This is a genomic window from Streptomyces diastatochromogenes, from assembly GCF_002242805.1.
Classification (GTDB): domain Bacteria; phylum Actinomycetota; class Actinomycetes; order Streptomycetales; family Streptomycetaceae; genus Streptomyces; species Streptomyces diastatochromogenes.
On the sequence record NZ_MCGQ01000038.1, the window covers coordinates 196376 to 222581 of the forward strand.

The 26206-nt window shown below is 71.3% G+C and carries 21 protein-coding genes; 9 read left to right on the forward strand and 12 right to left on the reverse strand.

Features of this window, described 5'->3' with window-relative positions; all coding sequences use genetic code 11:
* Positions 1-11: 11 nt before the first annotated feature.
* From BEK98_RS36085 to tkt, 7 genes are read right to left on the reverse strand one after another with little or no spacing between them, the layout of a single operon-like run.
* Complete coding sequence (locus BEK98_RS36085; protein WP_094220955.1) at positions 12-605, reverse strand: histidine phosphatase family protein; 594 nt, start codon at positions 603-605, stop codon at positions 12-14.
* Between the two features lie 6 nt (positions 606-611).
* A complete protein-coding gene (gnd, locus tag BEK98_RS36090; protein ID WP_094220956.1) occupies positions 612-1490 on the reverse strand; it encodes a phosphogluconate dehydrogenase (NAD(+)-dependent, decarboxylating) in 879 nt (292 codons plus the stop codon).
* Positions 1491-1492: 2 nt separating this feature from the next.
* Positions 1493-3157: a glucose-6-phosphate isomerase gene (gene pgi / locus BEK98_RS36095; RefSeq protein WP_094220957.1), complete on the reverse strand. Its 1665-nt coding sequence runs from the start codon at positions 3155-3157 to the stop codon at positions 1493-1495.
* Position 3158: 1 nt separating this feature from the next.
* Positions 3159-4085, reverse strand: a complete 927-nt coding sequence (gene opcA, locus BEK98_RS36100; protein ID WP_094220958.1) for a glucose-6-phosphate dehydrogenase assembly protein OpcA — start codon at positions 4083-4085, stop codon at positions 3159-3161.
* Positions 4082-5674 (reverse strand): glucose-6-phosphate dehydrogenase, encoded by a 1593-nt coding sequence (zwf, locus tag BEK98_RS36105; protein ID WP_094220959.1) that lies wholly within the window; start codon positions 5672-5674, stop codon positions 4082-4084. The genes opcA and zwf overlap by 4 nt, the downstream gene beginning before the upstream one ends.
* Complete coding sequence (tal, locus tag BEK98_RS36110) at positions 5674-6816, reverse strand: transaldolase (RefSeq protein WP_094220960.1); 1143 nt, start codon at positions 6814-6816, stop codon at positions 5674-5676. Before tal ends, zwf begins: the two co-directional genes overlap by 1 nt.
* A 19-nt stretch (positions 6817-6835) precedes the next feature.
* A complete protein-coding gene (gene tkt, locus BEK98_RS36115) occupies positions 6836-8911 on the reverse strand; it encodes a transketolase (protein ID WP_094220961.1) in 2076 nt (691 codons plus the stop codon).
* A 145-nt stretch (positions 8912-9056) separates the two neighbouring features.
* On the opposite strand from tkt, the gene BEK98_RS36120 reads away from it, so the two are divergent.
* The 4 genes from BEK98_RS36120 to BEK98_RS36135 all read left to right on the forward strand — a co-directional run bounded on the left by BEK98_RS36120 (position 9057) and on the right by BEK98_RS36135 (position 13397).
* Positions 9057-9944: a helix-turn-helix domain-containing protein gene (locus tag BEK98_RS36120; RefSeq protein ID WP_094220962.1), complete on the forward strand. Its 888-nt coding sequence runs from the start codon at positions 9057-9059 to the stop codon at positions 9942-9944.
* A gap of 251 nt (positions 9945-10195) precedes the next feature.
* On the forward strand, positions 10196-11086 hold the full coding sequence (locus tag BEK98_RS36125) for an alkaline phosphatase family protein (RefSeq protein WP_094220963.1): 891 nt from the start codon (positions 10196-10198) through the stop codon (positions 11084-11086).
* Positions 11087-11091: 5 nt separating this feature from the next.
* Complete coding sequence (locus BEK98_RS36130) at positions 11092-12378, forward strand: MFS transporter (protein ID WP_094220964.1); 1287 nt, start codon at positions 11092-11094, stop codon at positions 12376-12378.
* Positions 12375-13397, forward strand: coding sequence for a TolB family protein (locus BEK98_RS36135; protein WP_094220965.1), 1023 nt, complete (start codon positions 12375-12377; stop codon positions 13395-13397). The genes BEK98_RS36130 and BEK98_RS36135 overlap by 4 nt, the downstream gene beginning before the upstream one ends.
* A gap of 58 nt (positions 13398-13455) precedes the next feature.
* Here BEK98_RS36135 and BEK98_RS36140 read toward each other — a convergent pair whose 3' ends face one another.
* Positions 13456-14856, reverse strand: coding sequence for a glycoside hydrolase family 16 protein (locus tag BEK98_RS36140; RefSeq protein WP_094220966.1), 1401 nt, complete (start codon positions 14854-14856; stop codon positions 13456-13458).
* Between the two features lie 183 nt (positions 14857-15039).
* A complete protein-coding gene (locus BEK98_RS36145) occupies positions 15040-16287 on the reverse strand; it encodes a L,D-transpeptidase (protein WP_094220967.1) in 1248 nt (415 codons plus the stop codon).
* A gap of 196 nt (positions 16288-16483) precedes the next feature.
* On the opposite strand from BEK98_RS36145, the gene BEK98_RS36150 reads away from it, so the two are divergent.
* Positions 16484-19153 carry an FAD/NAD(P)-binding protein gene (locus BEK98_RS36150; RefSeq protein WP_208643326.1) on the forward strand — a complete coding sequence of 890 codons (2670 nt, stop codon included), beginning with the start codon at positions 16484-16486 and terminating at the stop codon, positions 19151-19153.
* 19 nt (positions 19154-19172) lie between these two features.
* On the opposite strand, the gene BEK98_RS36155 is transcribed toward BEK98_RS36150, so the two are convergent.
* Positions 19173-19970, reverse strand: coding sequence for a DUF817 domain-containing protein (locus BEK98_RS36155; protein ID WP_094220968.1), 798 nt, complete (start codon positions 19968-19970; stop codon positions 19173-19175).
* A 181-nt stretch (positions 19971-20151) separates the two neighbouring features.
* Here BEK98_RS36155 and BEK98_RS36160 point away from each other — a divergent pair, with 181 nt between their 5' ends.
* Entirely contained in the window at positions 20152-21450 is a 1299-nt protein-coding gene (locus BEK98_RS36160; protein WP_244202117.1) for a lipase family protein, read from the forward strand.
* Positions 21451-21501: 51 nt separating this feature from the next.
* Here BEK98_RS36160 and BEK98_RS36165 read toward each other — a convergent pair whose 3' ends face one another.
* Entirely contained in the window at positions 21502-22278 is a 777-nt protein-coding gene (locus BEK98_RS36165; RefSeq protein WP_094220969.1) for an IclR family transcriptional regulator, read from the reverse strand.
* A complete protein-coding gene (locus BEK98_RS36170) occupies positions 22275-22694 on the reverse strand; it encodes a MarR family winged helix-turn-helix transcriptional regulator (protein ID WP_094220970.1) in 420 nt (139 codons plus the stop codon). Before BEK98_RS36170 ends, BEK98_RS36165 begins: the two co-directional genes overlap by 4 nt.
* A gap of 193 nt (positions 22695-22887) precedes the next feature.
* On the opposite strand from BEK98_RS36170, the gene BEK98_RS36175 reads away from it, so the two are divergent.
* From BEK98_RS36175 to menE, 3 genes are read left to right on the forward strand one after another with little or no spacing between them, the layout of a single operon-like run.
* Positions 22888-23805: an SDR family NAD(P)-dependent oxidoreductase gene (locus BEK98_RS36175; protein WP_094220971.1), complete on the forward strand. Its 918-nt coding sequence runs from the start codon at positions 22888-22890 to the stop codon at positions 23803-23805.
* Positions 23805-24680, forward strand: coding sequence for an amidohydrolase family protein (locus BEK98_RS36180; protein WP_094220972.1), 876 nt, complete (start codon positions 23805-23807; stop codon positions 24678-24680). The genes BEK98_RS36175 and BEK98_RS36180 overlap by 1 nt, the downstream gene beginning before the upstream one ends.
* A gap of 10 nt (positions 24681-24690) precedes the next feature.
* Positions 24691-26196: an o-succinylbenzoate--CoA ligase gene (gene menE / locus BEK98_RS36185; RefSeq protein WP_094220973.1), complete on the forward strand. Its 1506-nt coding sequence runs from the start codon at positions 24691-24693 to the stop codon at positions 26194-26196.
* The last annotated feature ends 10 nt before the right edge of the window (positions 26197-26206 follow it).

Sequence of the window (26206 nt, forward strand, 5' to 3'; positions counted from 1 at the left end):
GGAAGGACCGGTTACGGGCGCTTGTTCCACTCGGCGACGACCGGCCGGCCGTGCTCCGTGGAGAGCCGGCTGACCGTGCCGGTCGCCAGCTGGAACAGCCGGCCCTCGGCGGGCGGCAGACCCAGCCGACGGGCGGTGAACACCCGCAGGAAGTGGGCGTGCGCCACCAGGATCACGTCACCGCTGTCCGTGGCGAGCGCCGACTCCACCCGGGCCAGCACCCGGTCGGCGCGCGCCCCGATCTGCTCGGGCGACTCGCCGGGGTGCCCCTCGGGGCCGGGCGGTACGCCGTCGGTCCACAGGTCCCAGGCGGGGCGGGCGCGATGGATGTCGACCGTGGTGACACCCTCGTAGCCGCCGTAGTCCCACTCGTGCAGATCGGGGTCGGGTACGGCCCCGGTCAGGCCCGCCAGTTCGGCGGTGCGTATCGCGCGGCCCAGTGGGCTGGTCAGCGCGAGGGCGTAGGTCCGTTCGGTGAGGAGCGGGGCGAGGGACTTGGCCTGTTCCTCACCGTGCGTGGTGAGGGGCAGGTCGGTCCAGCTGGTGTGCTGGCCCGACAGGCTCCACTCCGTCTCGCCGTGGCGGACCAGGAGGAGGTCACCCACGGTTGCTCAGTCCTTCTTCTCCACGGCGTGGCCGCCGAACTGGTTGCGCAGCGCGGCGATCATCTTCATCTGCGGGGAGTCGTCCTGCCGGGAGGCGAACCGGGCGAAGAGGGAGGCGGTGATCGCCGGGAGCGGCACCGAGTTGTCGATGGCCGCCTCGACCGTCCAGCGGCCCTCGCCGGAGTCCTCCGCGTACCCGCGCAGCTCCTCCAGGTGCTCGTCCTCGTCCAGGGCGTTGACCGCGAGGTCGAGGAGCCAGGAGCGGATGACGGTGCCCTCCTGCCAGGAGCGGAACACCTCGCGGACGTTCTCCACGGAGTGGACCTTCTCCAGCAGCTCCCAGCCCTCGGCGTACGCCTGCATCATGGCGTACTCGATGCCGTTGTGGACCATCTTCGAGAAGTGCCCGGCGCCGACCCGGCCGGCGTGCACGTAACCGTACGGGCCCTCCGGCTTGAGCGCCTCGAAGATGGGCTGGAGCCGCTCCACGTGCTCCTTGTCGCCGCCGACCATGAGCGCGTAGCCGTTCTGCAGGCCCCACACACCGCCGGAGACGCCCGCGTCGACGAAGCCGATGCCCTTGATGCCGAGTTCGGCGGCGTGCTTCTCGTCGTCCGTCCAGCGGGAGTTGCCGCCGTCGACGACCACGTCACCGGGGGTGAGCAGGTCCTTGAGCTCGTCGATGACCGTCTGGGTGGCGGTGCCGGCCGGGACCATCACCCAGATCGTGCGCGGAGCGTCGAGCTTCTGGACCAGTTCTTCCAGGCTCTTGACGTCGGAGACGTCCGGGTTGCGGTCGTAGCCGAGGACGGTGTGGCCGGCGCGGCGGATCCGCTCGCGCATGTTGCCGCCCATCTTGCCGAGACCGATGAGACCGAGCTGCATGATCAGTTCTCCTGAGCGTTCTTGAGAGTGCGGTAGGCGGCGACGAGGGCCGTGGTGGACGGGTCGAGACCGGGCACCTCGGCGCCCGTGGTCAGGGCGGGCTCGATGCGCTTGGCGAGGACCTTGCCCAGCTCCACGCCCCACTGGTCGAAGGAGTCGATGTTCCACACGGCGCCCTGGACGAACACCTTGTGCTCGTAGAGCGCGACGAGCTGGCCGAGCACGGACGGGGTCAGCTCGCGCGCGAGGATCGTGGTGGTGGGGTGGTTGCCGCGGAAGGTGCGGTGCGCCACCTGCTCCTCGGACACGCCCTCCGCGCGGACCTCCTCGGCCGTCTTGCCGAAGGCGAGGGCCTGGGTCTGGGCGAAGAAGTTGGCCATCAACAGGTCGTGCTGGGCCCTGAGTTCACCGCTCAGCTCGGCGACCGGCTCGGCGAAGCCGATGAAGTCCGCCGGGATGAGCTTGGTGCCCTGGTGGATCAACTGGTAGTAGGCGTGCTGCCCGTTGGTGCCGGGCGTACCCCATACGACCGGCCCGGTCTGCCACTCCACCGGGTTGCCGTCCCGGTCCACCGACTTGCCGTTGGACTCCATGTCCAGCTGCTGCAAGTAGGCCGTGAACTTCGACAGGTAGTGGCTGTACGGCAGCACCGCGTGCGACTGGGCGTCGTGGAAGTTGTCGTACCAGATGCCCAACAGGCCCAGCAGCAGCGGCACATTGGACTCGGTGGGCGCGGTGCGGAAGTGCTCGTCGACGAGATGGAAGCCGTCCAGCATCTCCCGGAACCGGTCCGGGCCGATGGCGATCATCAGCGACAGGCCGATCGCGGAGTCGTACGAGTACCGTCCGCCGACCCAGTCCCAGAACTCGAACATGTTGTCCGGGTCGATGCCGAACTCGGTGACCTTCCCGGCGTTCGTGGACAGTGCCACGAAGTGCTTCGCCACGGCCTTCTCGTCGCCGTCCAGGCCCCCGAGGAGCCAGGAGCGGGCCGAGGTGGCGTTGGTGATCGTCTCGATGGTGGTGAAGGTCTTCGAGGCGACGATGAACAGGGTCTCGGACGGATCCAGGTCCCGTACCGCCTCGTGCAGGTCGGCGCCGTCCACGTTCGACACGAACCGGAACGTCAACTCCCGTGCCGTGTAGGCGCGCAGGGCCTCGTACGCCATCGCCGGACCGAGGTCGGAGCCGCCGATGCCGATGTTGACGACGTTGCGGATCCGCTTGCCGGTGTGGCCGGTCCACTCGCCCGAGCGGACCCGCTCGGCGAAGCCGGCCATCTTGTCCAGCACGGCGTGCACGGCCGGTACGACGTTCTCGCCGTCGACCTCGACCACCGCGTCCCGCGGGGCGCGCAGCGCGGTGTGCAGGACAGCCCGCCGCTCGGTGATGTTGATCTTCTCGCCGCGGAACATGGCGTCCCGCAGCGCGAACACGCCGGTGGCGGTGGCGAGTTCCTGGAGGAGGGCCAGGGTCTCGTCCGTGATCAGGTGCTTGCTGTAGTCGATGTGCAGATCGCCGACCCGGACGACGTACCGCTCGGCACGGCCGGGGTCCGTCGCGAACAGCTCACGCAGGTGCGGCTGCCCCTCGGCGCGGTGGTCGGCGAGGGCCGTCCACTCGGGCCGGCGGATGAGCTTGGGGGAGTCTGACGGTGCGTCGGACATCTCAGGCGTTCTCCTTGGTGGCCTCGCCCTTGAGGGCGATGGCGTACATCTCGTCGGCGTCGAGGCGGCGCAGCTCCTCGGCGATGAGTTCGGAGGTGGTGCGGACCTTCAGGGCGAGGGTGCGCGGCGGCTGGCCCGGCAGGGTCAGCGTCGCGAGGGGCCCTTCGGGGCGGTCGATGACGATCTCGCCGTTCGCGGTGCCGAGGCGTACGGCCGTGACGACCGGGCCGGCGGTGACCACGCGGTCCACCCGGACGTTCAGGCGGGCCTCCAGCCAGCGGGCGAGGAGTTCGGCGCTGGGGTTGTCCGCCTCGGCCTCCACGGCCGCCGACGTCACCTTCGCGCGGGCCTGGTCCAGGGCGGCGGCCAGCATGGACCGCCACAGCGTGAGCCGGGTCCAGGCGAGGTCGGTGTCGCCGGGCGCGTAGTTGCCGGCCCGGGTCTCCAGGACCTGCATCGGCCGCTCGACCGCGTACAGGTCGGTGATCCGGCGCTGGGCGAGCGCGCCGAGCGGGTCCTTGGACGGGGTTTCCGGCGCGTCCACCGGCCACCACACGACCACCGGGGCGTCCGGCAGCAGCAGCGGCAGGACCACCGAGTCGGCGTGGTCGGACACCTCGCCGTAGGTCCGCAGCACGACCGTCTCACCGGTGCCGGCCTCCGTGCCGACCCGGACCTCGGCGTCCAGCCGCGAGGTGGTGCGGTCGCGCAGGGTGCGGGCGTGCCGCTTGATGACGACCAGGGTCCGCGAGGGGTGCTCGTGCGAGGCCTCCTCGGCGGCCCGGATCGAGTCGTAGGCGTTCTCCTCGTCCGTGACGATGACCATCGTCAGGACCATGCCCACGGCGGGGGTGCCGATGGCGCGGCGGCCCTGCACCAGCGCCTTGTTGATCTTGCTTGCCGTGGTGTCGGTCAGGTCGATCTTCATGGCCTGCGCCAGCTCCGTCCGTCTCGTGCGAGCATCTCGTCCGCTTCCCTGGGTCCCCAGCTGCCCGACGCGTACTGCGCCGGCCTGCCGTGCGCCGCCCAGTACTCCTCGATCGGGTCGAGGATCTTCCAGGACTCTTCCACTTCCTGGTGACGGGGGAACAAATTGGCGTCGCCGAGCAGCACGTCCAGGATGAGCCGCTCGTACGCCTCCGGGCTCGACTCGGTGAACGACTCGCCGTAGGCGAAGTCCATGGACACGTCCCGGATCTCCATCGAGGTGCCCGGCACCTTGGAGCCGAACCGGACGGTCATGCCCTCGTCGGGCTGGACGCGGATGACGATCGCGTTCTGGCCCAGCTCCTCGGTGGCGGTGGAGTCGAACGGGGAGTGCGGGGCCCGCTTGAAGACCACCGCGATCTCTGTGACCCGGCGACCCAGCCGCTTGCCGGTGCGCAGGTAGAACGGGACGCCCGCCCAGCGGCGGTTGTCGATGCCCAGCTTGATCGCGGCGAAGGTGTCGGTCTTCGACTTGGGGTCGATGCCGTCCTCCTCCAGGTAGCCGACGACCTTCTCGCCGCCCTGCCAGCCAGTCGCGTACTGGCCGCGCACGGTGTGCTTGCCCAGCTCCTCCGGCAGCCGCACCGACTTGAGCACCTTCAGCTTCTCGGTGAGCAGCGCCTCCGCGTCGAACGCGATGGGCTCCTCCATGGCGGTCAGCGCCATCAGCTGCAGGAGGTGGTTCTGGATGACGTCACGGGCCGACCCGATGCCGTCGTAGTAGCCCGCGCGGCCGCCGATGCCGATGTCCTCGGCCATGGTGATCTGCACGTGGTCGACGTAACTGCGGTTCCAGATCGGCTCGTACATCTGGTTGGCGAAGCGCAGGGCCAGGATGTTCTGGACCGTCTCCTTGCCGAGGTAGTGGTCGATGCGGAACACCTGGTCGGGCTCGAACACGTCGTGCACGACCTTGTTCAGCTCCTGAGCCGACGTCAGGTCGTGGCCGAACGGCTTCTCGATGACCGCCCGGCGCCAGGAGTCCTGCGGCGGGTTCGCGAGACCGTGCTTCTTCAGCTGCTGCACGACCTTGGGGAAGAACTTCGGCGGGACGGAGAGGTAGAAGGCGAAGTTGCCGCCGGTGCCGCGGGAGGCGTCCAGCTCCTCGACGGCCTGCTTCAGCTGCTTGAAGGCGGTGTCGTCGTCGAAGTCGCCGGGGATGAACCGCATCCCCTCGGCGAGCTGCTGCCACACCTCCTCGCGGAACGGGGTGCGGGAGTGCTCGCGCACGGCGTCATGGACGACCTGCGCGAAGTCCTGGTCCTCCCAGTCCCGGCGGGCGAAGCCGACGAGGGAGAAGCCCGGCGGCAGCAGGCCGCGGTTGGCCAGGTCGTACACGGCCGGCATCAGCTTCTTGCGGGACAGGTCGCCGGTCACACCGAAGATGACCAGGCCGGAGGGGCCCGCGATGCGGGGGAGCCGGCGGTCGCGGGTGTCCCGCAGCGGGTTGTCCCAGTCGGTGGCCGGGGTGACCGGGACACCGACCGCCTCGACGGGGGGCGTCTCGGGTTCCGGAGCCTTGGTCGTCATTACGCGTCAACTCCCTTGCTGTCCAGGGACTTGGTGACGGCGTCCAGCAGCTCCTGCCAGGCCGTCTCGAACTTGGCGACGCCTTCGTCCTCCAGCTGCTGGACGACCTCGTCGTAGGAGATGCCGAGCCGCTCCACGGCGGCGAGGTCGGCGCGGGCCTGGGCGTAGCCGCCGGTCACCGTGTCGCCGGTGATCTCGCCGTGGTCGGCGGTGGCCTTCAGGGTGGCCTCCGGCATGGTGTTCACCGTGCCGGGCGCGACCAGCTCGTCCACATACAGTGTGTCCTTGTACGCGGGGTCCTTCACACCGGTGGAGGCCCACAGCGGGCGCTGCTTGTTCGCCCGGTCACCGGCGAGCGCCAGCCAGCGCTCGGAGGCGAAGACCTCCTCGTATGCCTCGTAGGCGAGCCGCGCGTTGGCGAGCGCAGCCCGGCCCTTGAGCGCGCGGGCCTCGTCGGTGCCGAGGGCGGTCAGCCGCTTGTCGATCTCGCTGTCCACGCGGGAGACGAAGAAGGACGCCACCGAGTGGATCCTCGACAGGTCCAGACCCCGCTCGCGGGCCTTCTCCAGGCCGGCCAGGTAGGCGGCCATGACCTCGCGGTAGCGCTCCAGGGAGAAGATCAGCGTCACGTTGACGCTGATGCCGAGGCCGATGACCTCGGTGATGGCCGGAAGGCCCGCCTCGGTCGCCGGGATCTTGATCATCACGTTGGGGCGGTCGACCAGCCAGGCCAGCTGCCTGGCCTCGGCGACCGTCGCCACGGTCTGGTGGGCGAGCCGGGGGTCGACCTCGATGGAGACCCGGCCGTCGCGGCCCTCGGAGGCGTCGTACACCGGACGCAGGATGTCGGCGGCCGCCCGCACATCGGCGGTCGTCATCATCCGTACGGCCTCGTCGACCGTGACACCCCGTACGGCGAGGTCGCTCAGCTGCTCCTCGTACCCCTCGCCGGAGCCGATGGCCGCCTGGAAGATCGACGGGTTGGTGGTGACGCCGACGACGCCACCGCTCTGCACCAGCTCGGCCAGGCCGCCCGAGGTGATCCGCTTGCGCGACAGGTCGTCCAGCCAGATCGACACGCCCTCGTCGGCGAGGCGCTTCAGGGCTCCCGGGGTCGCGATTGCTTCGGTCACAGTGATCATCTTTCTAGTCGCGTCGGTATCAGGCGCGCGCGGCGGCCAGCGACTCGCGGGCAGCGGCGGCGACGTTCTCGGGGGTGAAGCCGAACTCGGCGAACAGTGTCGTCGCGTCGGCGGAGGCACCGAAATGTTCGAGGGAGACAATCCGACCTGCGTCGCCCACGAACCGGTACCACGTGAGGCCGATACCGGCCTCGACGGCGACACGGGCCTTCACGGCCGGCGGCAGCACGCTCTCGCGGTAGGCGCGCGGCTGCTCCTCGAACCACTCCACGGACGGCATCGACACCACCCGCGTGCCGATCCCCTCGGCCTCCAGCCGCTCCCGCGCGGCGACGGCCAGGTGCACCTCGGAACCGGTCGCGATGATGATCACCTCCGGGGTCTCGGTCGACGACTCGCGCAGCACATAGCCGCCCTTGGCCGCGTCCTCGTGGGGCGCGTACGTCGGCACGCCCTGGCGGGTGAGCGCGAGCCCGTGCGGGGCCGGGTCGGTGGTGTGCCTCTTCAGGATCTCGGCCCAGGCCACCGCGGTCTCGTTGGCGTCCGCCGGGCGGACGACGTTCAGGCCCGGGATCGCGCGCAGCGCGGCCAGGTGCTCGACCGGCTGGTGGGTGGGCCCGTCCTCGCCGAGACCGATGGAGTCGTGCGTCCACACGTACGTCACCGGCAGCTGCATCAGGGCCGACATCCGGACGGCGTTGCGCATGTAGTCGGAGAAGACCAGGAAGGTGCCGCCGTAGACGCGGGTGTTGCCGTGCAGGGCGATGCCGTTCATCTCCGCGGCCATCGAGAACTCGCGGATGCCGAAGTGGACGGTTCGGCCGTACGGGTCCGCCTCGGGCAGCGGGTTGCCCTTCGGCAGGAAGGAGCTGGTCTTGTCGATGGTGGTGTTGTTCGAGCCGGCGAGGTCGGCGGAGCCGCCCCACAGCTCGGGGAGGACCGGGCCGAGCGCCTGCAGCACCTTGCCGGAGGCGGCGCGGGTGGCGACGGCCTTGCCCTCCTCGAACACCGGCAGGGCGTCCTCCCAGCCCTCGGGCAGCTCGCCCTTGCTGATCCGGTCGAACAGCTGCGCCCGATCCTCGTCGGCCGCGCGCCACTCGGCGATCCGCTTGTCCCAGGCGGCGTGCGCCTCGGCACCCCGGTCCAGGGCCCGGCGGGTGTGCCGGAGAACCTCGTCCGTGACCTCGAAGGACCGCTCCGGGTCGAAGCCGAGGACGCGCTTGGTGGCGGCGATCTCGTCCGCGCCGAGCGCGGAGCCGTGGGAGGCCTCGGTGTTCTGCGCGTTCGGAGCCGGCCAGGCGATGACCGTGCGCATCGCGATGATCGAGGGCCGCCCGGTCTCGGCCTGTGCGGCCTTCAGCGCCGCGTACAGGGCGGGCACGTCGACGTCGCCGTCGGCGGTGGGCTCGATGCGCTGGGTGTGCCAGCCGTAGGCCTCGTACCGCTTCAGCACGTCCTCCGAGAAGGCGGTCGCGGTGTCGCCCTCGATGGAGATGTGGTTGTCGTCGTAGAGGAAGACCAGGTTGCCGAGCTTCTGGTGGCCGGCGAGCGAGGAGGCCTCGGCGGAGACGCCCTCCTCCAGGTCGCCGTCGGAGACGATCGCCCAGATGGTGTGGTCGAAGGGGGAGGTGCCCTCGGGCGCCTCCGGGTCGAACAGACCGCGCTCGTACCGCGCGGCCATCGCCATGCCCACGGCGTTGGCGGCGCCCTGCCCGAGCGGGCCGGTGGTGGTCTCGACGCCGGCGGTGTGCCCGTACTCGGGGTGACCGGGCGTCTTCGACCCGTGCGTCCGGAACGCCTTCAGGTCGTCCAGCCCCAGCTCGTACCCGGCGAGGAAGAGCTGGGTGTAGAGGGTCAGCGAGGTGTGGCCGGGGGACAGCACGAAGCGGTCACGGCCGGTCCACTCCGGGTCGGCCGGGTCGTGCCGCATCACCTTCTGAAAGATCGTGTACGCGGCGGGGGCCAGGCTCATCGCGGTGCCCGGATGTCCGTTGCCGACCTTCTGTACGGCATCTGCCGCGAGAAGCCGGGCCGTGTCCACGGCACGCCGGTCGAGGTCGGTCCACTCGAAGCCATCGGATGTCTGCGTGCTCATCTTCAAGAAATCCTCGTTCGATGCGTGATTGCTGGCCGGACGCGTTCAAAAGTAAAAGTCTGACTTTTTAGGGGGAAGGGCGGGGTGTGTCAGCCTGTGGTGAATCTGGGACAGTGGTCGCGCGACAGGACGGCACGAGCAGGACATGGCGGACAGAACACACCAAGGCGACGGCGAGGGCATCAAGACCTTCCCCTTCCCGGCGGAGCTGGCCGTCGGCGGCGTCGGCATGCGGATCGGCACCATGGGGACCGAGACCTGGACCGTCGACGTCCCGCTGCACCGGTTCCACCGCATCGACTTCCACGTCGTCATGCTCTTCACCGAGGGCCCTGTCCGGCACGTGATCGACTTCACCGAGTACGAGGCCGCGGCCGGCGACCTGTTGTGGATCCGCCCCGGACAGGTCCACCGGTTCTCCCCGACGAGCGAGTACCGCGGCACCGTCCTGTCCATGCAACCCGGCTTCCTCCCCCGCGCCACGGTCGAGGCCACCGGCCTGTACCGCTACGACCTGCCACCGCTGCTGCACCCCTCCCCGCCCCAGCTCGCCGCACTCCGGGCCGCCCTCGACCAACTGTGCCGCGAGTACGAGGACACCGCGACCCTCCCGCTGAGCCTGCACACGGCCGTCCTCCGGCACACCCTGACCGCGTTCCTGCTGCGCCTGGCCCACCTCGCGGCCAGCTCCGCCGAGGCGTCCCGGGAACAGGCGGACACCACCTTCACCCTCTTCCGGGACGCGGTCGAGCAGGGCTTCGCCACCAACCACAGCGTCAGCGCGTACGCCGACGCGCTCGGTTACTCCCGCCGCACCCTCGTCCGCGCGGTCCGCGCGGCCACCGGAGAGACGCCGAAGGGCTTCATCGACAAGCGGGTCGTCCTGGAGGCCAAGCGCCTCCTCGCCCACACGGACACGCCGATCGGCCGCGTCGGGGCGGCGGTGGGCTTCCCCGACGCGGCGAACTTCTCCAAGTTCTTCCATCTGCACACAGGGGTGACGCCGGCGGCGTTCCGGGCGGAACTGCGTTGAGAGAGCGGGCTGTTGTCGTCCCCCTCACCGAACTGTCGCCCGATGGCCGCTTCGCCCAACTCCGAGCAGAAACAGGGTCCTTGTAATACTTGCTGCAGGCGGCTTTTGCTGTGCGTGACCTGTGCGTGACGTGATGTTCGCCCGGCAGGGTCCACGGTTCGTCTGGGCTTCACCCAAGACCGGGCGGGGGCTTCTAGGGTTGCGGCGCCGCTCCCCCGTGTACGTCCGTCACTTCTGTCCGGAGGACAGTCATGGCCGCCGTAAAGGCTCCCCAGCGTAACCGACGTTCCCTCTCCGCTCTCGCCGGGGCCGTCGCCCTCACCACCGCGTCGATCGGGCTGTGGGCGACCTCGTCCACCACCGCTTCCGCCGTCGCTCTCCCGACCCCCGACCACGTCGTGGTCGTGGTGATGGAGAACCACTCCTACTCGCAGGTGATCGGCAGCTCCAGCGCCCCGTACATCAACAACACCCTCAAGGCGGGTGGCGCCAACCTCACCCAGTCCTTCGGCCTCACCCACCCCAGTGAGCCGAACTACTACATGCTCTTCTCGGGCTCCAACCAGGGCCGCACCGACGACAGCTGCGTCCCGGTCGGTTCCATCTCCGCGCCGAACCTCGGCTCCGAGCTGATCGCCGCGGGCAAGACCTGGAAGAGCTACAACGAGTCGCTGCCCAGCCAGGGTTCGACGGTCTGCAGCAGCGGCAACTACGCGCAGAAGCACAACCCGTGGTTCGGCTTCTCCAACGTGCCGACGAACACCGCGATGACCTTCGCGCAGTTCCCGACCGACTACACGACCCTGCCGAAGGTCTCCTTCGTCGTCCCGAACCTGTGCAGCGACATGCACGACTGTTCGGTCTCCACGGGCGACACCTGGATCCAGAACAACCTGGGCGCCTACGCCACCTGGGCCCAGACCCACAACAGCATCCTCGTCGTCACCTTCGACGAGGACAACAAGCAGTCCGGCAACCGCATCCCGACCGTCCTTTACGGGCAGCACGTCACCCCCGGCAGCTCCACCGCCACCACCTACAACCACTACAACGTCCTGCGCACGGTGGAGGACCTCGCCGGTCTGACCACGCACGCGGGCAACGCCGCCACGGCATCCGACATCGCCGGCATCTGGAACTGACGCCCGTGTACCTCGCGGACTCCCGCAGCAACAAGGCCGCCGTCGTCCCGGACTCCGGTCCGGGGCGGCGGCCGGCCGCTGTGCCCGGCACGGTGCTGGCCCTGGGAGCGGTCAGCCTGATCACGGACATCTCCTCGGAGATGGTCACGGCCGTCCTGCCGCTGTACGTGGTCGCGGGCCTCGGCCTGTCACCGCTCGGCTTCGGGCTGCTGGACGGCATCAACAACGGCGTCGGAGCCCTGGTCCGGCTGGCCGGCGGCCACCTCGCCGACCGGGGAGGCCGTCGGCACAAGGTCGTCGCGGGCATCGGCTACGGCCTGTCGGCGGTGTGCAAGCCACTGCTGCTGCTCGCCCACACCCTCCCGGTGATCAGCGCCGTACTCGCGGCCGACCGCACCGGCAAGGGGCTGCGCACCGCGCCCCGGGACGCGATGATCTCGCTGGCCACCGAACCCGAGCACCGGGGGCGGGCGTTCGGGGTGCACCGCGCCATGGACACCACCGGCGCGCTGCTCGGCCCGCTCGTCGCCTTCGCCGTGCTGCGGGCCACCGTCGACGGCTACGACGCGGTCTTCGCGGTCAGCGGCTGCGTCGCCGTCCTCGGCGTCCTGGTGCTGGTGCTCTTCGTGCCCCGCCGCATCGTCGCCCCCGCCGATGCCGTACGGCGGCCCGAGCCTGCCCTGCCCGAGCCGGCCCGGCCGGAGCTGCGCGATGCGCTCGGGCTGCTGCGCCGCCCGGAACTGCGCCGGCTCACCCTGTGCGCGGCCCTGCTCGGTCTGACCACCGTCAGCGACTCCTTCCTCTATCTGCTGCTCCAACGCGAAGGGGACCTGCCCGCCCACCTGTTCCCGCTCCTGCCCCTGGGCACCGCCGCCTTCTTCCTGCTGCTCGCGGTCCCGCTCGGCGCACTCGCCGACCGCGTCAGCCGCCGCCGGCTCTTCCTCGCCGGCCACGGCGTCCTGCTGCTCGGCTACGGCCTGGTGCTCTCCCCGTGGCACGGCGCCCCGGCCGTGGTCGCCGTCCTCGTGCTGCACGGCACCTTCTACGCGGCCACCGACGGAGTGCTCGCGGCCGCCACCGCCGGGGTCGTCCCGGCACAGCACCAGGGCGCCGGGCAGGCGCTGGTGGGCACCGGGCAGGCGCTGGCCCGGTTCGCCTGCTCGCTCGCCTTCGGCGCGGCCTGGAGCCTGTGGGGCGGGCGGACCGCGCTCGCCGTCACCGCCGCCGCACTGGCCGTCAGCGCCGTCGTGGCCTCGTTCGTCCTCCGTACCACCGATGAGGTGCCCGTATGACCCGAACAACCCGCCTGGTCGTCCTGCTGGTCGCCGTTGTCCTGCTCGGCGCGGTCGGCACCGGGTCGGTGCTGTACGCCGCCCACCGGTCGGGCATGCGGGACCAGCAGCAGGCGGACGGTCCGACCGTGCGGACCGGTACCGTCTCGCTCCGGCCGACGGACGGCCGCCGCCTGCTGGTGCGCAACCTGGCCTGGGGCCCGAAGCGCGACGAGATCGCCACCGTGCCCGCCGACGATCCGCAGGGCCCGCGCACCGTGTCGGGCGTGAAGTGCCTGCGCTTCCACGCGGCAGCCGGTACCGGTATCTGCCTGCAGGCCGTGCACGGCGCACTGGAGGACACCTACCGAGCGGTGGTACTCGACTCACACCTGCACGAGCTGCACCGCTTCCCCGTACCCGGGATCCCCACCCGGGCCCGGGTCTCGCCCTCGGGTCACCTGGTCGCCTGGACGGTGTTCGTCAGCGGAGACTCGTACTCCGGCACCAACTTCTCCACCCGCACCGCCATCGTCGACACCCGCACCTGGAAGATCGACGACAACCTGGAGACCTTCCACGTCGTCAAGGACGGCCGCCCCTACCGCGCCGCCGACACCAACATCTGGGGCGTCACCTTCGCCGACGACAACCGCTTCTACGCCACGCTGGCGACCGGCGGCCAGACCTACCTCGTCCGGGGCGACGTCACCGCGCGCACCCTCACCACCCTGCACCGCAACGTCGAATGCCCCTCCCTCTCACCCGACGGCACGCGGATCGCCTACAAGAAACGCGTCAAGGGGGCCTCGCCCGACGCCCCCTGGCGCCTGTACGTCCTGAACCTGCGCACCATGAAGGAGACCGCGACCGCCGAGCGGCGCAACATCGACGACCAGGCCCTGTGGGCCGACGGCTCCACCCTGGTCTACGCCCTCCCCGGCGACTACGGCTCGGACCTGTGGACCGTCTCCGCCGACGGCAGCGGCACGGCCCGCCGGCTGATGACCTCGGCCCTCGCCCCCGCCTATCTGGGGTGACGGGCCGCTGCCCCCGCGAGACCGCACCGGCCTCACGGGGGCAGCGTCGACACACCGGTCAGTGACCGAAGTCGAACCAGTTCACGTTCACGAAGTCGGCCGGCTGGCCGCTGGTGAACGTCAGGTACACGTCGTGCGTGCCGGTCACCGAGCTGATGTTCGCCGGGATCGTCTTCCAGCTCTGCCATCCCCCGGTGTTGGCCAGCGCGAAGCTGCCTATGGGGGCGTTGCTGCGGCTGTCGAGGCGGACCTCGACCAGCCCGCTCACGCCGCCCGCGGCGCCACTGGCCACGCGTGCGTAGAACTGGGTGGCCGCCGTGGAGCCGAAGTCGACGCCCTTGTAGAGGGCCCAGTCGCCGTTGGCCAGGGAGCCGATGTCCTGGCCGCCGCCGGTGTCCGTGGTGGTCTCGGGGATCACGCCGGACTGGCTGTCGTAGGACTCGGCCTGGATCGCGCTGTAGGCGTCCCGGTTGCCGGAGGGCGGGGGAGTGGTGCCGCCGCCGCTGCCCGTGGACTGGAGCACCTGGACGTAGTCCACGGTCATCGGGTGGTTGGGCTCGGTGCCGCTGTCCGGGCCGCCGCCGAAGGCGGCCGGGAAGCCGCCGCCCATCGCCACGTTCAGGATGATGAAGAAGCCGTGGTTGGTGGCGTTGGCCCAGGTCGTTGCGTCGACCTGGTTGGCCTTGACGGTGTGGAAGTTGACGCCGTCGAGGTAGAAGCGGATCTCCTCGGGGCTGGTCGAGCGGTCCCACTCCATCGCGTAGGTGTGGAAGCCCGCCTGGCAGGTCGTACCGGAACACGGGGTGTTGCCGCCGATGCCCGATGTCTCGTTGCAGGGGCCGCCCGGGTTGGTGCCGCAGTGCACGGTGGCCCAGTCGGTGTTCAGGCCCTGGACGTTCTCCATGATGTCCAGCTCGCCGACGCTCGGCCAGTTCTGGTAGTTGCCGCGGTAGGGCGCGCCCAGCATCCAGAACGCCGGCCAGTAGCCCTTGGCGGCCGCCCCGGTGACGTTGGGCAGCTGGATTCGGGCCTGCACGCGCAGCTTGCCGCCGGCCGGCGGCTGGAAGTCGGTGCGGGTGGTCTCGATGCGCCCGGAGGTCCAGTTGCCGGACGCGTCGCGGCGCGGGGTGATGAGCAGGTTGCCGTTGCCGTCCAGCGAGACGTTGTTGGTGCTGGAGGTCATCGTCTCGACCTCGCCGGTGCCCCAGTTGGCGGCCCCGCCCGGGTACGAAGTGCCGGTGTCGTACTGCCAGTTGGAGGTGCTGACGCCGGAGCCGGCCGATCCGTTGAAGTCGTCCAGGAAGACCTGTGTCCAGCCGGACGGGGGTGTGGGGGCGGAGGCGTTGGCGGGTGCGGTGGCGGCCGTCGCGACAGCGGCGGCCAGACCGAGCGTGGCGACGGCGGCGACGAGTGCGCGGCGGAGGGCACGGGGTCTGGGTATGCCGGAGGAATCGCTCATGAGGGAGGGCCTCTCGGGTACGGAGGGGTGTGCGGGAGACCTGGGAGAGCGCTCCCACGGTCGATTGAGAGCGCTCTCACGGTGCCGCCAATGTGCTCCCCGGCCCTGCGGTCGTCAAGAGTTAAAGCAGAGAAACTCCTTTTGCTGTACGGGAGTTCACCCCATGAAGTCACCCGTACCGGCTCAGACCGCGCTGCCCGCCTTCCAGTCGGCCCACGACAGGTTCCACCCGTTGAGCCCGTTGGCCGGATCCACCGTCCTCTCGCCGGAGTTCTTCACGATCACCACATCGCCGAGCATCGAACTCTCGTAGAACTTGTAGCCGGCCACGGAGCTGTCGCCCGCGCCCTTGGTGTCGTGCAGGCCGATGCTGCCGTGACTGGTGTTCTGCTGACCGAACACCGCCGTGGACGCCCAGTAGTTGCCGTGCACGAAGGTGCCGGAGGTGGTGAGCCGCTGGGCGTGCGGCACGTCCGGGATGTCGTACTCGTCGCCGAGGCCGACCGTGGACGACTCCATCCGGGTCTGCTCGAACCGCTCGCTGATCACCATGATCCCGGACCAGGTGGTGTGGCCGGAGCCGCCACCGGTGACCGGGTAGCCGGCTACGGTCTCGCCGTTCCGCTTGACCGTCATCGTCTTCGCCGACAGGTCCACCGTGCTGATCTGCTCGCGGCCGATGTGGAAGGTGACGTCCTTGTGCTGGATGCCGTAGACGCCGTCCGCGCCCTCGACGTCCTTCATTCGCAGACTCAGGGTGATCTTCGTGCCGGGGGCCCAGTACGTCTCCGGCCGGAAGTCCAGCCGGGTGTCGCTGAACCAGTGCCCGACCACCTCGACGGCCGGTTCGGCGGTCACCGTGATCGCCTTCTGGACGGCGGCCCGGTCGGCGACGGCGTGGGTGAAGTTGATCGACACGGGCATGCCGACGCCGGAGGTGGCGCCCGCCTCGGGGGTGAAGTAGCCGACGAACGTGGCACCGGGCGACCGCGTGGTGAACGTCGTCACCGACGCCTCGGCGGCGCCCTCCGCCTTCGCCGTCACCGTGTACTTCGTGCCCGAGTACGGGTTCCTCGCCGAAGTCCACTTCGTCCGGGCCTCGTTGAAGGAGCCCGAGAGGGTGGAGCCGTCGTTTCCGGCGACCGTGACCGAGGTCAGCGTGCCGTCGGCCACGGTGACCTCGACCGGACTGGTGAAGCCGGCCTTCCCGGTGCCGGGCGCGGGTGTGACCGTGATCGTCGCCTTCTTGGTCGTGGCGGCCCGGGCGGTCGCGGCCGCGTCCTTGCCGTCCGAGGCCGCCGAGGCGTCCGCCGAGGAACTGCAGCCCGCGAGGGCGGCGGCCGGTACCGCCCCGAGAGCGGCGAGGATCCCGCGCCGGGACCACCCGCGCGACCGCTGTCCGGACCGGTTCGATATGTGCGAGACGCCCACGACACGCCTTTCTGAGTTGTCCGTCCGTGCGTGGGCATCCTGCGCCGGTTGTCTGGGCCGGCCCTTTGAATCCGTGGGGTGCTGCCTGAGATTCCCATGAGGACGCGCGGAGAGACGGCTGGAAGTCGTGGTTGTGGGGGCCGCGACCCGATCGGAAGAGTGAAGAGGCACTTTCACCGACCCGCCGGAGGTATCCGTGACCGAAGTCCGCAAGCGGCAGACCGTGGCCATCGTCGGAGCCGGCGCGGCCGGCGCCCTGGCGGCCGTCCAGCTCTGCGAGACGGCGACCCGCCGCCGGACTCCCCTCGACGTGGTCCTGATCGACGCGGCCCCCGAAGCGGGCCGCGGCACCGCCTATGCCACCCATGACCCACGCCACCGACTGAACGTGCCCGCGGGCAATATGAGCGCCTACCCGGATGATTCCGGCCATTTCATCCGCTGGCTGTGCCGGCACGGCGAACCCGAGGTCACCGGCGCCGACTACGCCACCCGCTACCGCTACGGCGCGTACCTCGCCGACACCCTCGGCCAGGCGATCGTCCGCGCCCACGGCACGGTCGGCGTACGCCGGCTGCGCACCCGGGCGGAGAGCTGTACCGGCACCCCCGACGGGCGGGTGGAGCTGCGCCTCGCCGACGGGGGACCCCTGACCGCCGACGCCGCCGTCCTCGCCACCGGCCCCGCCGCGCCGACCGCCGCATGGGCCCCGCCCGCCCTGCGCGCCTCGCCCCGCTTCATCGGCGCTCCGTGGGTGCCGGGTGCCCTGGACGGCGCCCGCGACGGCACCGACGACGTGCTGCTCGTCGGCACGGGCCTGACCGCCGTCGACCTCGCTCTGACCCTCGACCGCCCCGGCCGTACCGTGCACGCGCTCTCCCGCAACGGCCTGCTGCCCCAGCCGCACGCGCTCGGTCCGGCTGGTGTGATGCCCGCGCCTCAGGACCTGTACGACACGTCCCTGGGCCTACTGCGCCGCGCCGTCTACCGGCACCTGAGCCGCTCGGTCCGCACCCACGGCGACTGGCGCCCCGGCCTCGACAGCCTCCGCCCGCACACCACGCGCCTGTGGCGCAGCCTCACCCCCGAGGAGCGCGAGGATTTCCTCGCCCGCGAGGGCGCCCTGTGGAACACCCACCGCCACCGCATGGCCCCCGCCACCGCCGAACACGTCCTGCGGGCCCGCACCGCCCGCCGCCTCCAGGTCCACACGGGCACGGTCGTACGGGCCACCGCAACCGGCGGCGGACCGCTCGCCGTCGAGCTGTCGGACGGCCGCACGCTGCACGTGGGCTGGGTGGTCGACTGCACCGGCCCGGGACGGCGCCCCGACGACCCGCTGTGGCGTGCGCTGTTCGCGTCCGGGACGGTGGTTCCCGGCCCGCAGGGCATGGGCGCCGCGACCCGGGACGGCCGCCTTCTCGACGCCCGGGGCGAGGCCGGGCTCCCTCTGTTCACGCTGGGCGCCCCGCGCCGGGGCGAGCTGTGGGAGACCACCGCGATCCCCGAAATCCGTGTCCAGGCAGCCGAGTTGGCCCAGCAGCTGCTGGGCCCGCTCACCCCGAGGCGGCGTACGACCCGCCGCCCGGTCGACGGGCACGGCCTCGCCCTGACCACGCACGCCGAGGCGGCCGCCGCCTACCGCGGCGGGCTCGACCGGGTCCTGAAGGTACGCTCCGGAGCCCAGGACGCCTTCGCCCGTGCGGTCGCCCTCGACCCCGGCTTCGCCCTCGGCCACGCGGCCCTCGCCCTGCTGGGCCATGAGGGCGGGGCCGCCGTCGACGTGCCCCGCGCCCTCGCCGACGCCCAGCGCTCGGCCCGCGAGCGGTCCGACGAACGCGAGCGGTCCTTCGTGGACGTGGTCACGCGCCGGATCACCGGCGAGGACGGGGACGAGGCGCTCGTACGACACCTGCGGACGTACCCCGCCGACGCCCTCGCGCTCGCCGCCGCCGTGCCCACCATCGCCTTCTCCGGTGTCAGCGACCTGCACGACGACGACGCGCTCGGTCTGCTCGCGCTGACGTCACCGGCGTACGACGGGCACTGGTTCCACACCTCGCTGCTCGCCTTCCTGCGCCAGGAGCAGGGCCGCCTGTACGAGGCGGGCGAGCTGGCGCACCGGGCGCTGGCCGTCGAACCCGCCTCCGGGCACGCCGTGCACGCCCTGGCGCATGTGCACTACGAGTCGGGCGCGCACGAGGCCGGCCGTGACTGGCTGGACCGCTGGGTGTCCGGCCGGGGCCGGGGCGCGGTCCACCGGGCGCACTTCTCCTGGCACATCGCCCTGCACGAACTCGCCCTCGACGACCCGGCGGCGGTCCGCAAGCGCTGGTTCGCGCAGCTCGCGCCCGGCCGGGTGACCGGTGTACGGGCCCTGGTCGACTCGGGGTCGCTGCTGTGGCGGGCGCGGCTGAGCGACAGCTGGCGGGGCGAACTGCCCGCGGCCGACGTGCTGGACTCGGTCGAGCGGGAGGTGCTGGAGCGGCCGGCGACCGCCTTCACCGCGCTGCACGTCGCGGTCGCCCTCACCGCCGCCGGGGACCTGCCCGGCCTGCGCCGGCTGCGCGACCACGCCCTGGGCGCGGACCTGGTGCAACGCGAGGTCGTCGGGCCGCTGTGCGAGGCGTTCGCCGCGCTCGTCGAGGAACGCTTCGGGGAGGCGGCCCGTGGCCTCGACGCGCTGCTGCCCGTGCTGCGCGGGGTCGGCGGCAGCGCGGCCCAGCGGGAGGTCGTCGAGGAGACGCTGCTGTACGCCCTGGTGGCCGCGGGCCGCTGCGACGCGGCCCGCAGCCTGCTGGACGCCCGCCTGGACCGCAAACCGGCCCCGCGCGACCGGCGGTTGCTGGCCGCCCTGCCCGGCTGACCGGACGCCCGTCGCGAGGTCAGCGTGCCATCGGGGACGGTGACCTCGACCTGCCGAGTGCCGCGAGGACGAACGTGACGCTGATGAGCAGGGACCAGGCGCCGAACTTGCCGACGTCGACGGGCTGCCAGCCGTGGAGTTGGTACGGGTAGCGCCAGGCGCCCACATAGGTGGCGAGGTTCTCCGCCAGCCACAGGAAGAAGCCGATCAGGGTGAACGACAGCGCGAGCGGCATGCGCCGCCGTACCCCGCGCACGGTGTAGCGCACCCAGGTGCCCGCGGTGACGGCCACGAGGAGGGCCGCGAGGGGCCAGCGGGCGTCGGGCAGCCAGTGGTGGCTGAAGAAGTTGACGTAGACGGCGGCGGCCACCAGGGCCGTCGCCCGGGGCCGGTAGCGGACCAGCTCCAGGTCGAACAGGTGCCAGGCCCGGCAGACATAGCTGCCGACGGCCGCGTAGAGGAAGCCCCCGTACAGCGGGACGCCCGCGAACTTCAGCACGGCCGGCTCCGGGTAGCTCCACGAGCCGAGCGAGACCTTCACCAGCTCGAAGGCGAGACCGACGACATGGCAGGCGGCGATGACGGCGACGTCCCGCCCGCTCTCCCAGCCACGCCGCCAGAACAGCAGGGTCAGCAGCAGGCCGTAGCCGAGGAGCAGGTCGTAGCGGGCCACCGGCAGGTGCGGCAGCAGGGTCGATGCCGCCACCCCGGACAGCAGGGCGATGGCGAAGGCGCAGGACCGGGCCTGTGTCCAGGTGAAATCGAGCAACTGGCCGACGGGGGAGGCCGGCAGACCGGCCGGATGTGTAGTGGGCATGATGATCAGGGGGACGACGCCCGGCCCTCCGGCGGTTGCCCGGCCACGCTAGTCACCGGCGCACAGCTCTGCCCCCGCCGGTTCGTCGTCCTTTAACTATCAGTGCTTACCTACGCCTCCGTAACCTCTCGGCCTGCTCAGCTTCACGTACCTCTTCACCCCACAGAAGGGACGCTCTGAGGTGAACTCCCACAGGTCGAGGAAGCCCCTGCCGAAGAGAGCCGCACTGCTCGCCGCCGCGGGTCTGCTCGGCGGACTGCTGGCGGTGCCGGCGGTGAACGCGGCGGCCGGAACGCCGGAGGCGTGCTCCGCCGCGGACGCCGACATCTACCGGCCCCCGGACGGCGCCACCGCCGCACCGGGCGCCGTCGTCGCCTGCCGCCGGGTCGACTCGCTGCCCATGGTGGTCGGCGGCCCCCCGCTGAACGCGTGGAAGGTGCAGTACGGCTCCACCGACGGGCGCGGCCGGCGGGTCTCCGTCGTCGGCACCGTCGTCGTACCGCAGAAGCCGTGGACCGGACCGGGCGAGCGGCCGCTGGTCGCGTTCGTGCCCGGCACCCTCGGCATCGGACCGCAGTGCGCGTTCTCCAAGCAGCTCGCGGGCCAGTACCAGGACGCCTACGAGGGCCCGAACATCGCGGCGCTGCTCAACGCCGGTTACGCCGTCGCCGCGACGGACGGCCAGGGTTACATGGACGGCCAGGTCCACCCGTACGCCTCCGGGGCCGAGGCCGGTCACGCCGCTCTCGACGTGGCCCGCGCGGCCTCCCGGGTGCCCGGCGCCGGGGTGAGCCCCGATGCCGAGGTCGGGATCTGGGGCTACTCGGAGGGCGGCTCCGGCAGCCTCTGGGCGGCCCAGCTCGCCAAGTCGTACGCCCCCGAACTCAACGTCGTCGGCTCGGCCTCCGGCGGGATCCCCGCCGACCTCAAGCAGGTGGCGAGCAACCTCGACGGACAGTTCTTCGCCGGGTTCCTGGTGGACGCGTTCATCGGTCTGTCCGTCACCCATCCGGACATGCCGTTCGACAGCCTCCTCAACGACAGCGGCCGCAAGGCCGTCAAGGACGCCGAGTCGCTCTGCGCGCTCGGCACCGTGAGCCGCTTCCCGGGCACGCGGATCGAGCAGTACACCAAGGACGGACTGACCCTCGACCAGATCTACGCCCTGCACGGCTCCGACGGCACCACCTGGGGCGACGCGGTCGAGGCCAACAAACTGGGCACCGGGGTCGGCACCCCCGGATCCGGCGCCCGGTACGAGATCGGCTTCCCGGTGCTGCAGTACCGCGGCCTGCTGGACGAGGTGATCCCCGCGCAGATGGCGAGCGCCACCCGTCGCGCCTACTGCGCCGCCGGTGTCACCACCCGCTGGACCTCGTACGCCGGCGACCACCTCACCGGTGACGCCCAGGCGATCGGTGACGTGGTGGCCTGGCTCGGCGACCGTTTCGCGGGCAAGGCGGACGCCGGGAACTGCTGACCCCGGCACCCCGCAGAGGTCCCCGCGCCGGAACCCCACGGCGCGGGGACCTCACGCGTCCGCCCGATCCGGTCGCCAGCCCAGTGCCCGCGAGATCCCCCGCGCCGCCAGCCGCACCGCCGGTATCAACACCGGTACTTGCGCGCTCTCTTGGGGCACGACGACGGAGACCGCCGCGACCACGGCGCCGCCCGCTCCGCGCACGGCGGACGCCACCGACAGGGCGTCGTCGGTGATCTGACGGTTGCTCACCGCTGCCCCGGTGCGGCGTACTTCGGCCAGGGTGCGGCGCAGGTGTGCCGGGTCGGTGATCGTGTACGGCGTGAAGGAGGTGAGCGGGCCGGTGCAGTACTCCTCCTGGAAGCCGGGGTCGCCGTGGGCGAGGAGGGCGAGGCCGACTCCGGTGGCGTGCAGCGGCCAGCGGGCGCCGACCCGGATGTGCACGCCGACCGCCGAACGCCCGGACAGCCACTCGATGTAGACGACCTGCGCACCGTCGCGGACCGCCAACTGCACGTTCTCGTGGGTCGCTTCGTACAGGTCCTCCAGGTACGGCAGCGCGACCTGCCGCAGCGCCAGGCCGCGCGGGGCGAGTGCGGCCACCTCCCACAGGCGCAGGCCCACGTGGTAGACCCCGTCGTCGTCCCGCTCCAGGGCGCCCCACGTGGTGAGCGCGTGCACGAGCCGGTGCGCGGTGGTCAGGCTGAGCCCGGCCCGGCGGCTGATGTCCGTCAGCGACAGCGCCGGGTGCGCGTGGTCGAACGCGGCGAGCACGGCCAGCAGCCGCTCGGGTGCGGAGCGGGCGGAGCGGACCGGCTCGCCGGTCATGGCCGGTCGGCGACCCGTAGCAGCAGGGCGTGCAGTGTCTCGCGCTCGGCGGGGTCGAGCGGGCCCAGCAGGTCGTTGGTGACGCGCCGGCCCGCCTCGTCCGTGCCGCGCAGGAAGGCACGTCCGTCCTCGGTGAGGACGACGATCTTGCTGCGGCGGTCGTCGGGAGAGGGGCGCCGCTCGGTGAGGCCGAGCTTCTCCAGATCGTCGACCAGGCCCACGATGGCGCTCGGGTCGTAGCCGAGCCGGGTGCTCAGCTCGCGCTGCAGGGCCCCGTCGGAGCCGGCCAGGAACCGCAGCACCGCGTAGTGGCGCAGCCGCAGCCCCGACTCCTGCAGAAAGGCGTTGAACAGCTGCCCGGAGCGCAGGCCCAGACGGTACAGCAGGTAGCCGGTGTCCGCGTGCAGCCCGCGCATCCACGGCTCGTCCGCGTCGATCGGTGTCGGGTCGTTCGTGTGCCGGGGGCTGATGACGGACTCCCTGTCTCGGTTCCTGCGTGCGGTACGGATCCCAGCATGCCGCATCCGAAGGTTCGCAACAACTATTGACGACAACAATTATTGCTCTTAGCTTCGATCTCACCCGCTTCCCAGCCGAAGGGACCCGCACGTGCCCCCCATCGATCTCACCGGCAAGGCCGCCGTCGTCACCGGCAGCGGCCGGGGCCTCGGCCTCGCCTACGCCCACGCCCTCGCCGCCCACGGCGCCTCGGTGGTCGTCAACGACATCGACGAGGCCGTGGCCGAGCAGGCCGTGAAGTCGATCACCGAGGCCGGCGGCACCGCCGTGGCCGAGGTGGTCCCGGTCGGCACCGCCGAGGCCGCCGACCGGCTGGTCGCCCGCGCGGTCGAGGAGTTCGGCCGGCTCGACGTCCTGGTCACCAACGCCGGCATCCTGCGCGACAAGGTGCTGTGGAAGATGACCGACGACGACTTCGACGCCGTGGTCACCACCCACCTCAAGGGCACCTTCACCTGCGCCCGCGCCGCCGCCGTCCGGATGCGCGAGCAGGGCGGGGGCGGCACCCTGATCCTGGTCGGCTCCCCGGCCGGGCAGCGCGGCAACTTCGGGCAGACCAACTACGCCGCCGCCAAGGCCGGCATCGCCGCCATGGCCCGTACCTGGTCGATGGAGCTGGCCCGCGCGCAGATCACCGTCAACGCGATCGTGCCGGTCGCCGCGACCGCGATGACCGAGACGATCCCGGCCTTCGCCCCCTATGTCGAGGCGATGCGGGGCGGCGCGCCGCTGCCGGACTTCCTGCGCAAGGGCGAGGGATTCGGCACCCCCGAGGACTGCGCGGCCCTCGTGCCCTTCCTCGCCTCCGAGGCGGCGCGCGGCATCACCGGCCAGGCCATCGGTATCGGCGGCGACAAGGTGGCACTCTGGTCGCATCCGCAGGAGGTCCGGGCGGCGTACGCGAACGGCGGCTGGAGCCCCGAGGCGCTGGCCGACGCCTGGCACACGTCGGTGGGCGCCGAACCCCAGACGGTCGGCATCCCCGCCCCGAAGATCCCGGAGGCGTGATGGACATCGAGGACCTGGTCGCGATCGACGTCCACACCCACGCGGAGGTGTCCTCGCAAGGCCACTCCTCCCTGGACGACGACCTGCACGACGCCTCCTCCGCCTACTTCAAGGTCGAGGGCAAGCGGAAGCCGACCCTGGAGGAGACGGCCGCCTACTACCGCGAGCGGAAGATGGCCGCGGTGATCTTCACCGTGGACGCCGAGTCCGCCACCGGCACCGCGCCCGTCCCGAACGAGGAGGTCGCCGAGGCCGCGGCCGCCAACTCCGACGTCCTCATCCCCTTCGCCTCCATCGACCCCTTCCGCGGGAAGGCCGGCGTACGGCAGGCCCGGCGGCTGGTGGAGGAGTACGGGGTGAAGGGCTTCAAGTTCCACCCCAGCATCCAGGGCTTCTTCCCCAACGACCGCGCGGTGGCCTACGCGCTGTACGAGGTGATCGAGGAGACCGGCACGATCGCCCTGTTCCACACCGGCCAGACCGGCATCGGCGCGGGCGTGCCCGGCGGGGGCGGCATCCGCCTGAAGTACTCCAACCCCCTGCACGTGGACGACGTCGCCGCCGACTTCCCCCATCTGAAGATCATCCTGGCGCATCCCTCGTTCCCCTGGCAGGACGAGGCCCTGGCCGTCGCCACACACAAGCCGGGCGTGCACATCGACCTGTCCGGCTGGTCGCCGAAGTACTTCCCGCCGCAACTGGTGCAGTACGCCAACACGCTGCTGAAGGACAAGGTCCTGTTCGGCTCCGACTTCCCCGTCCTCACCCCGGACCGCTGGCTCGCCGACTTCGCGAAGCTGCCCGTCAAGGACGAGGTCAGGCCGAGGATCCTCAAGGAGAACGCCGCCCGCCTGCTCGGGCTGACCAAGCCATAAGGGGCCGTAGATGCGCAATGAGGGACTGGGGTCGTGGCCCGCACGCCGGGCCCGCAAGACCCCGCACCGTACCGCCCTGATCCACGGCGGCACCTCGCTCACGTACGCGCAGCTGTACGACCGCACCACCCGCCTCGCCCACGCCCTGCGTTCCCGGGGCGTCCGGCGCGGCGACCGCATCGCCTACCTCGGCCCCAACCACCCCTCCTACCTGGAGACCCTCTTCGCGGCCGGCACGCTCGGCGCGGTCTTCGTCCCGCTCAACACCCGCCTGGCGGGCCCGGAGATCGCCTTCCAGCTCGCCGACTCGGGCGCGAGGGCACTCGTCTACGGCCCCTCGCACGCGGGCCTGGTCGCCGGACTGCCGGGCGACACCGACGTGCGTACGTACGTCGAGGTGGGCGCCGAGTACGAGGAGGCGATCACCTCCGCGGCGACCGACCCGGTCGACGAGCCGGTCACCCCCGACGACACCTGCATCATCATGTACACCTCGGGGACGACCGGCCGCCCCAAGGGCGCGATGCTCACCCACTCCAACCTGACCTGGAACGCGATCAACGTCCTCGTCGACACCGACCTGATCGCCGACGAACGCGCCCTGGTCTCCGCGCCGTTGTTCCACACGGCCGGCCTGAACATGCTGACGCTGCCCGTGCTGCTGAAGGGCGGCACCTGCGTCCTGGTCGAAGCCTTCGACCCGAACGCCACCTTCGACCTGATCGAAGAGCACCGGATCACCTTCATGTTCGGGGTGCCGACGATGTTCGAGCAGGTCGCCCGGCACCCGCGCTGGCCGGACGCCGACCTGTCGTCGCTGAGGATCCTGACCTGCGGCGGCTCCCCGGTCCCGACCCCGCTCATCGCCGCCTACCAGGAGCGCGGGCTCACCTTCCTCCAGGGCTACGGCATGACGGAGGCGTCCCCCGGCACGCTCTTCCTGGACGCGGAACACGCGGTCGGCAAGGCCGGGTCGGCCGGAGTCCAGCACTTCTTCAGCGACGTACGCGTCGTGCGGCCGGACTTCACGCCGGTCGACGTCGGTGAGACCGGCGAGGTCGTGGTCCGTGGTCCGCATGTCATGCCCGGCTACTGGGGGCTGCCCGAGGAGACGGCCGCCTCGTTCGCGGACGGCTGGTTCCGCAGCGGGGACGCGGCCCGGGTCGACGAGGACGGGTACGTCCATATCGTCGACCGCATCAAGGACATGATCATTTCCGGCGGCGAGAACGTCTACCCGGCCGAGATCGAGGACCTGCTGCTCTCCCACCCCGACATCGTCGAGTGCGCGGTCATCGGCGTGCCGGACGACAAGTGGGGCGAGGTGCCGCGCGCGGTCGTGGTGCCCCGCGAGGGTGCCTCGGTCGACCCCGACGAGCTGCTGGCCTCGCTGGCCGGACGCCTCGCCAAGTACAAGATCCCGAAGTCGGTGGTCCTCGCGGACGAACTCCCGCGCACCGCCTCCGGGAAACTCCTCAAGTCCCGCGTGCGCAAGCGCTACGGCACCAACTCCTAGCGAAGGAAAG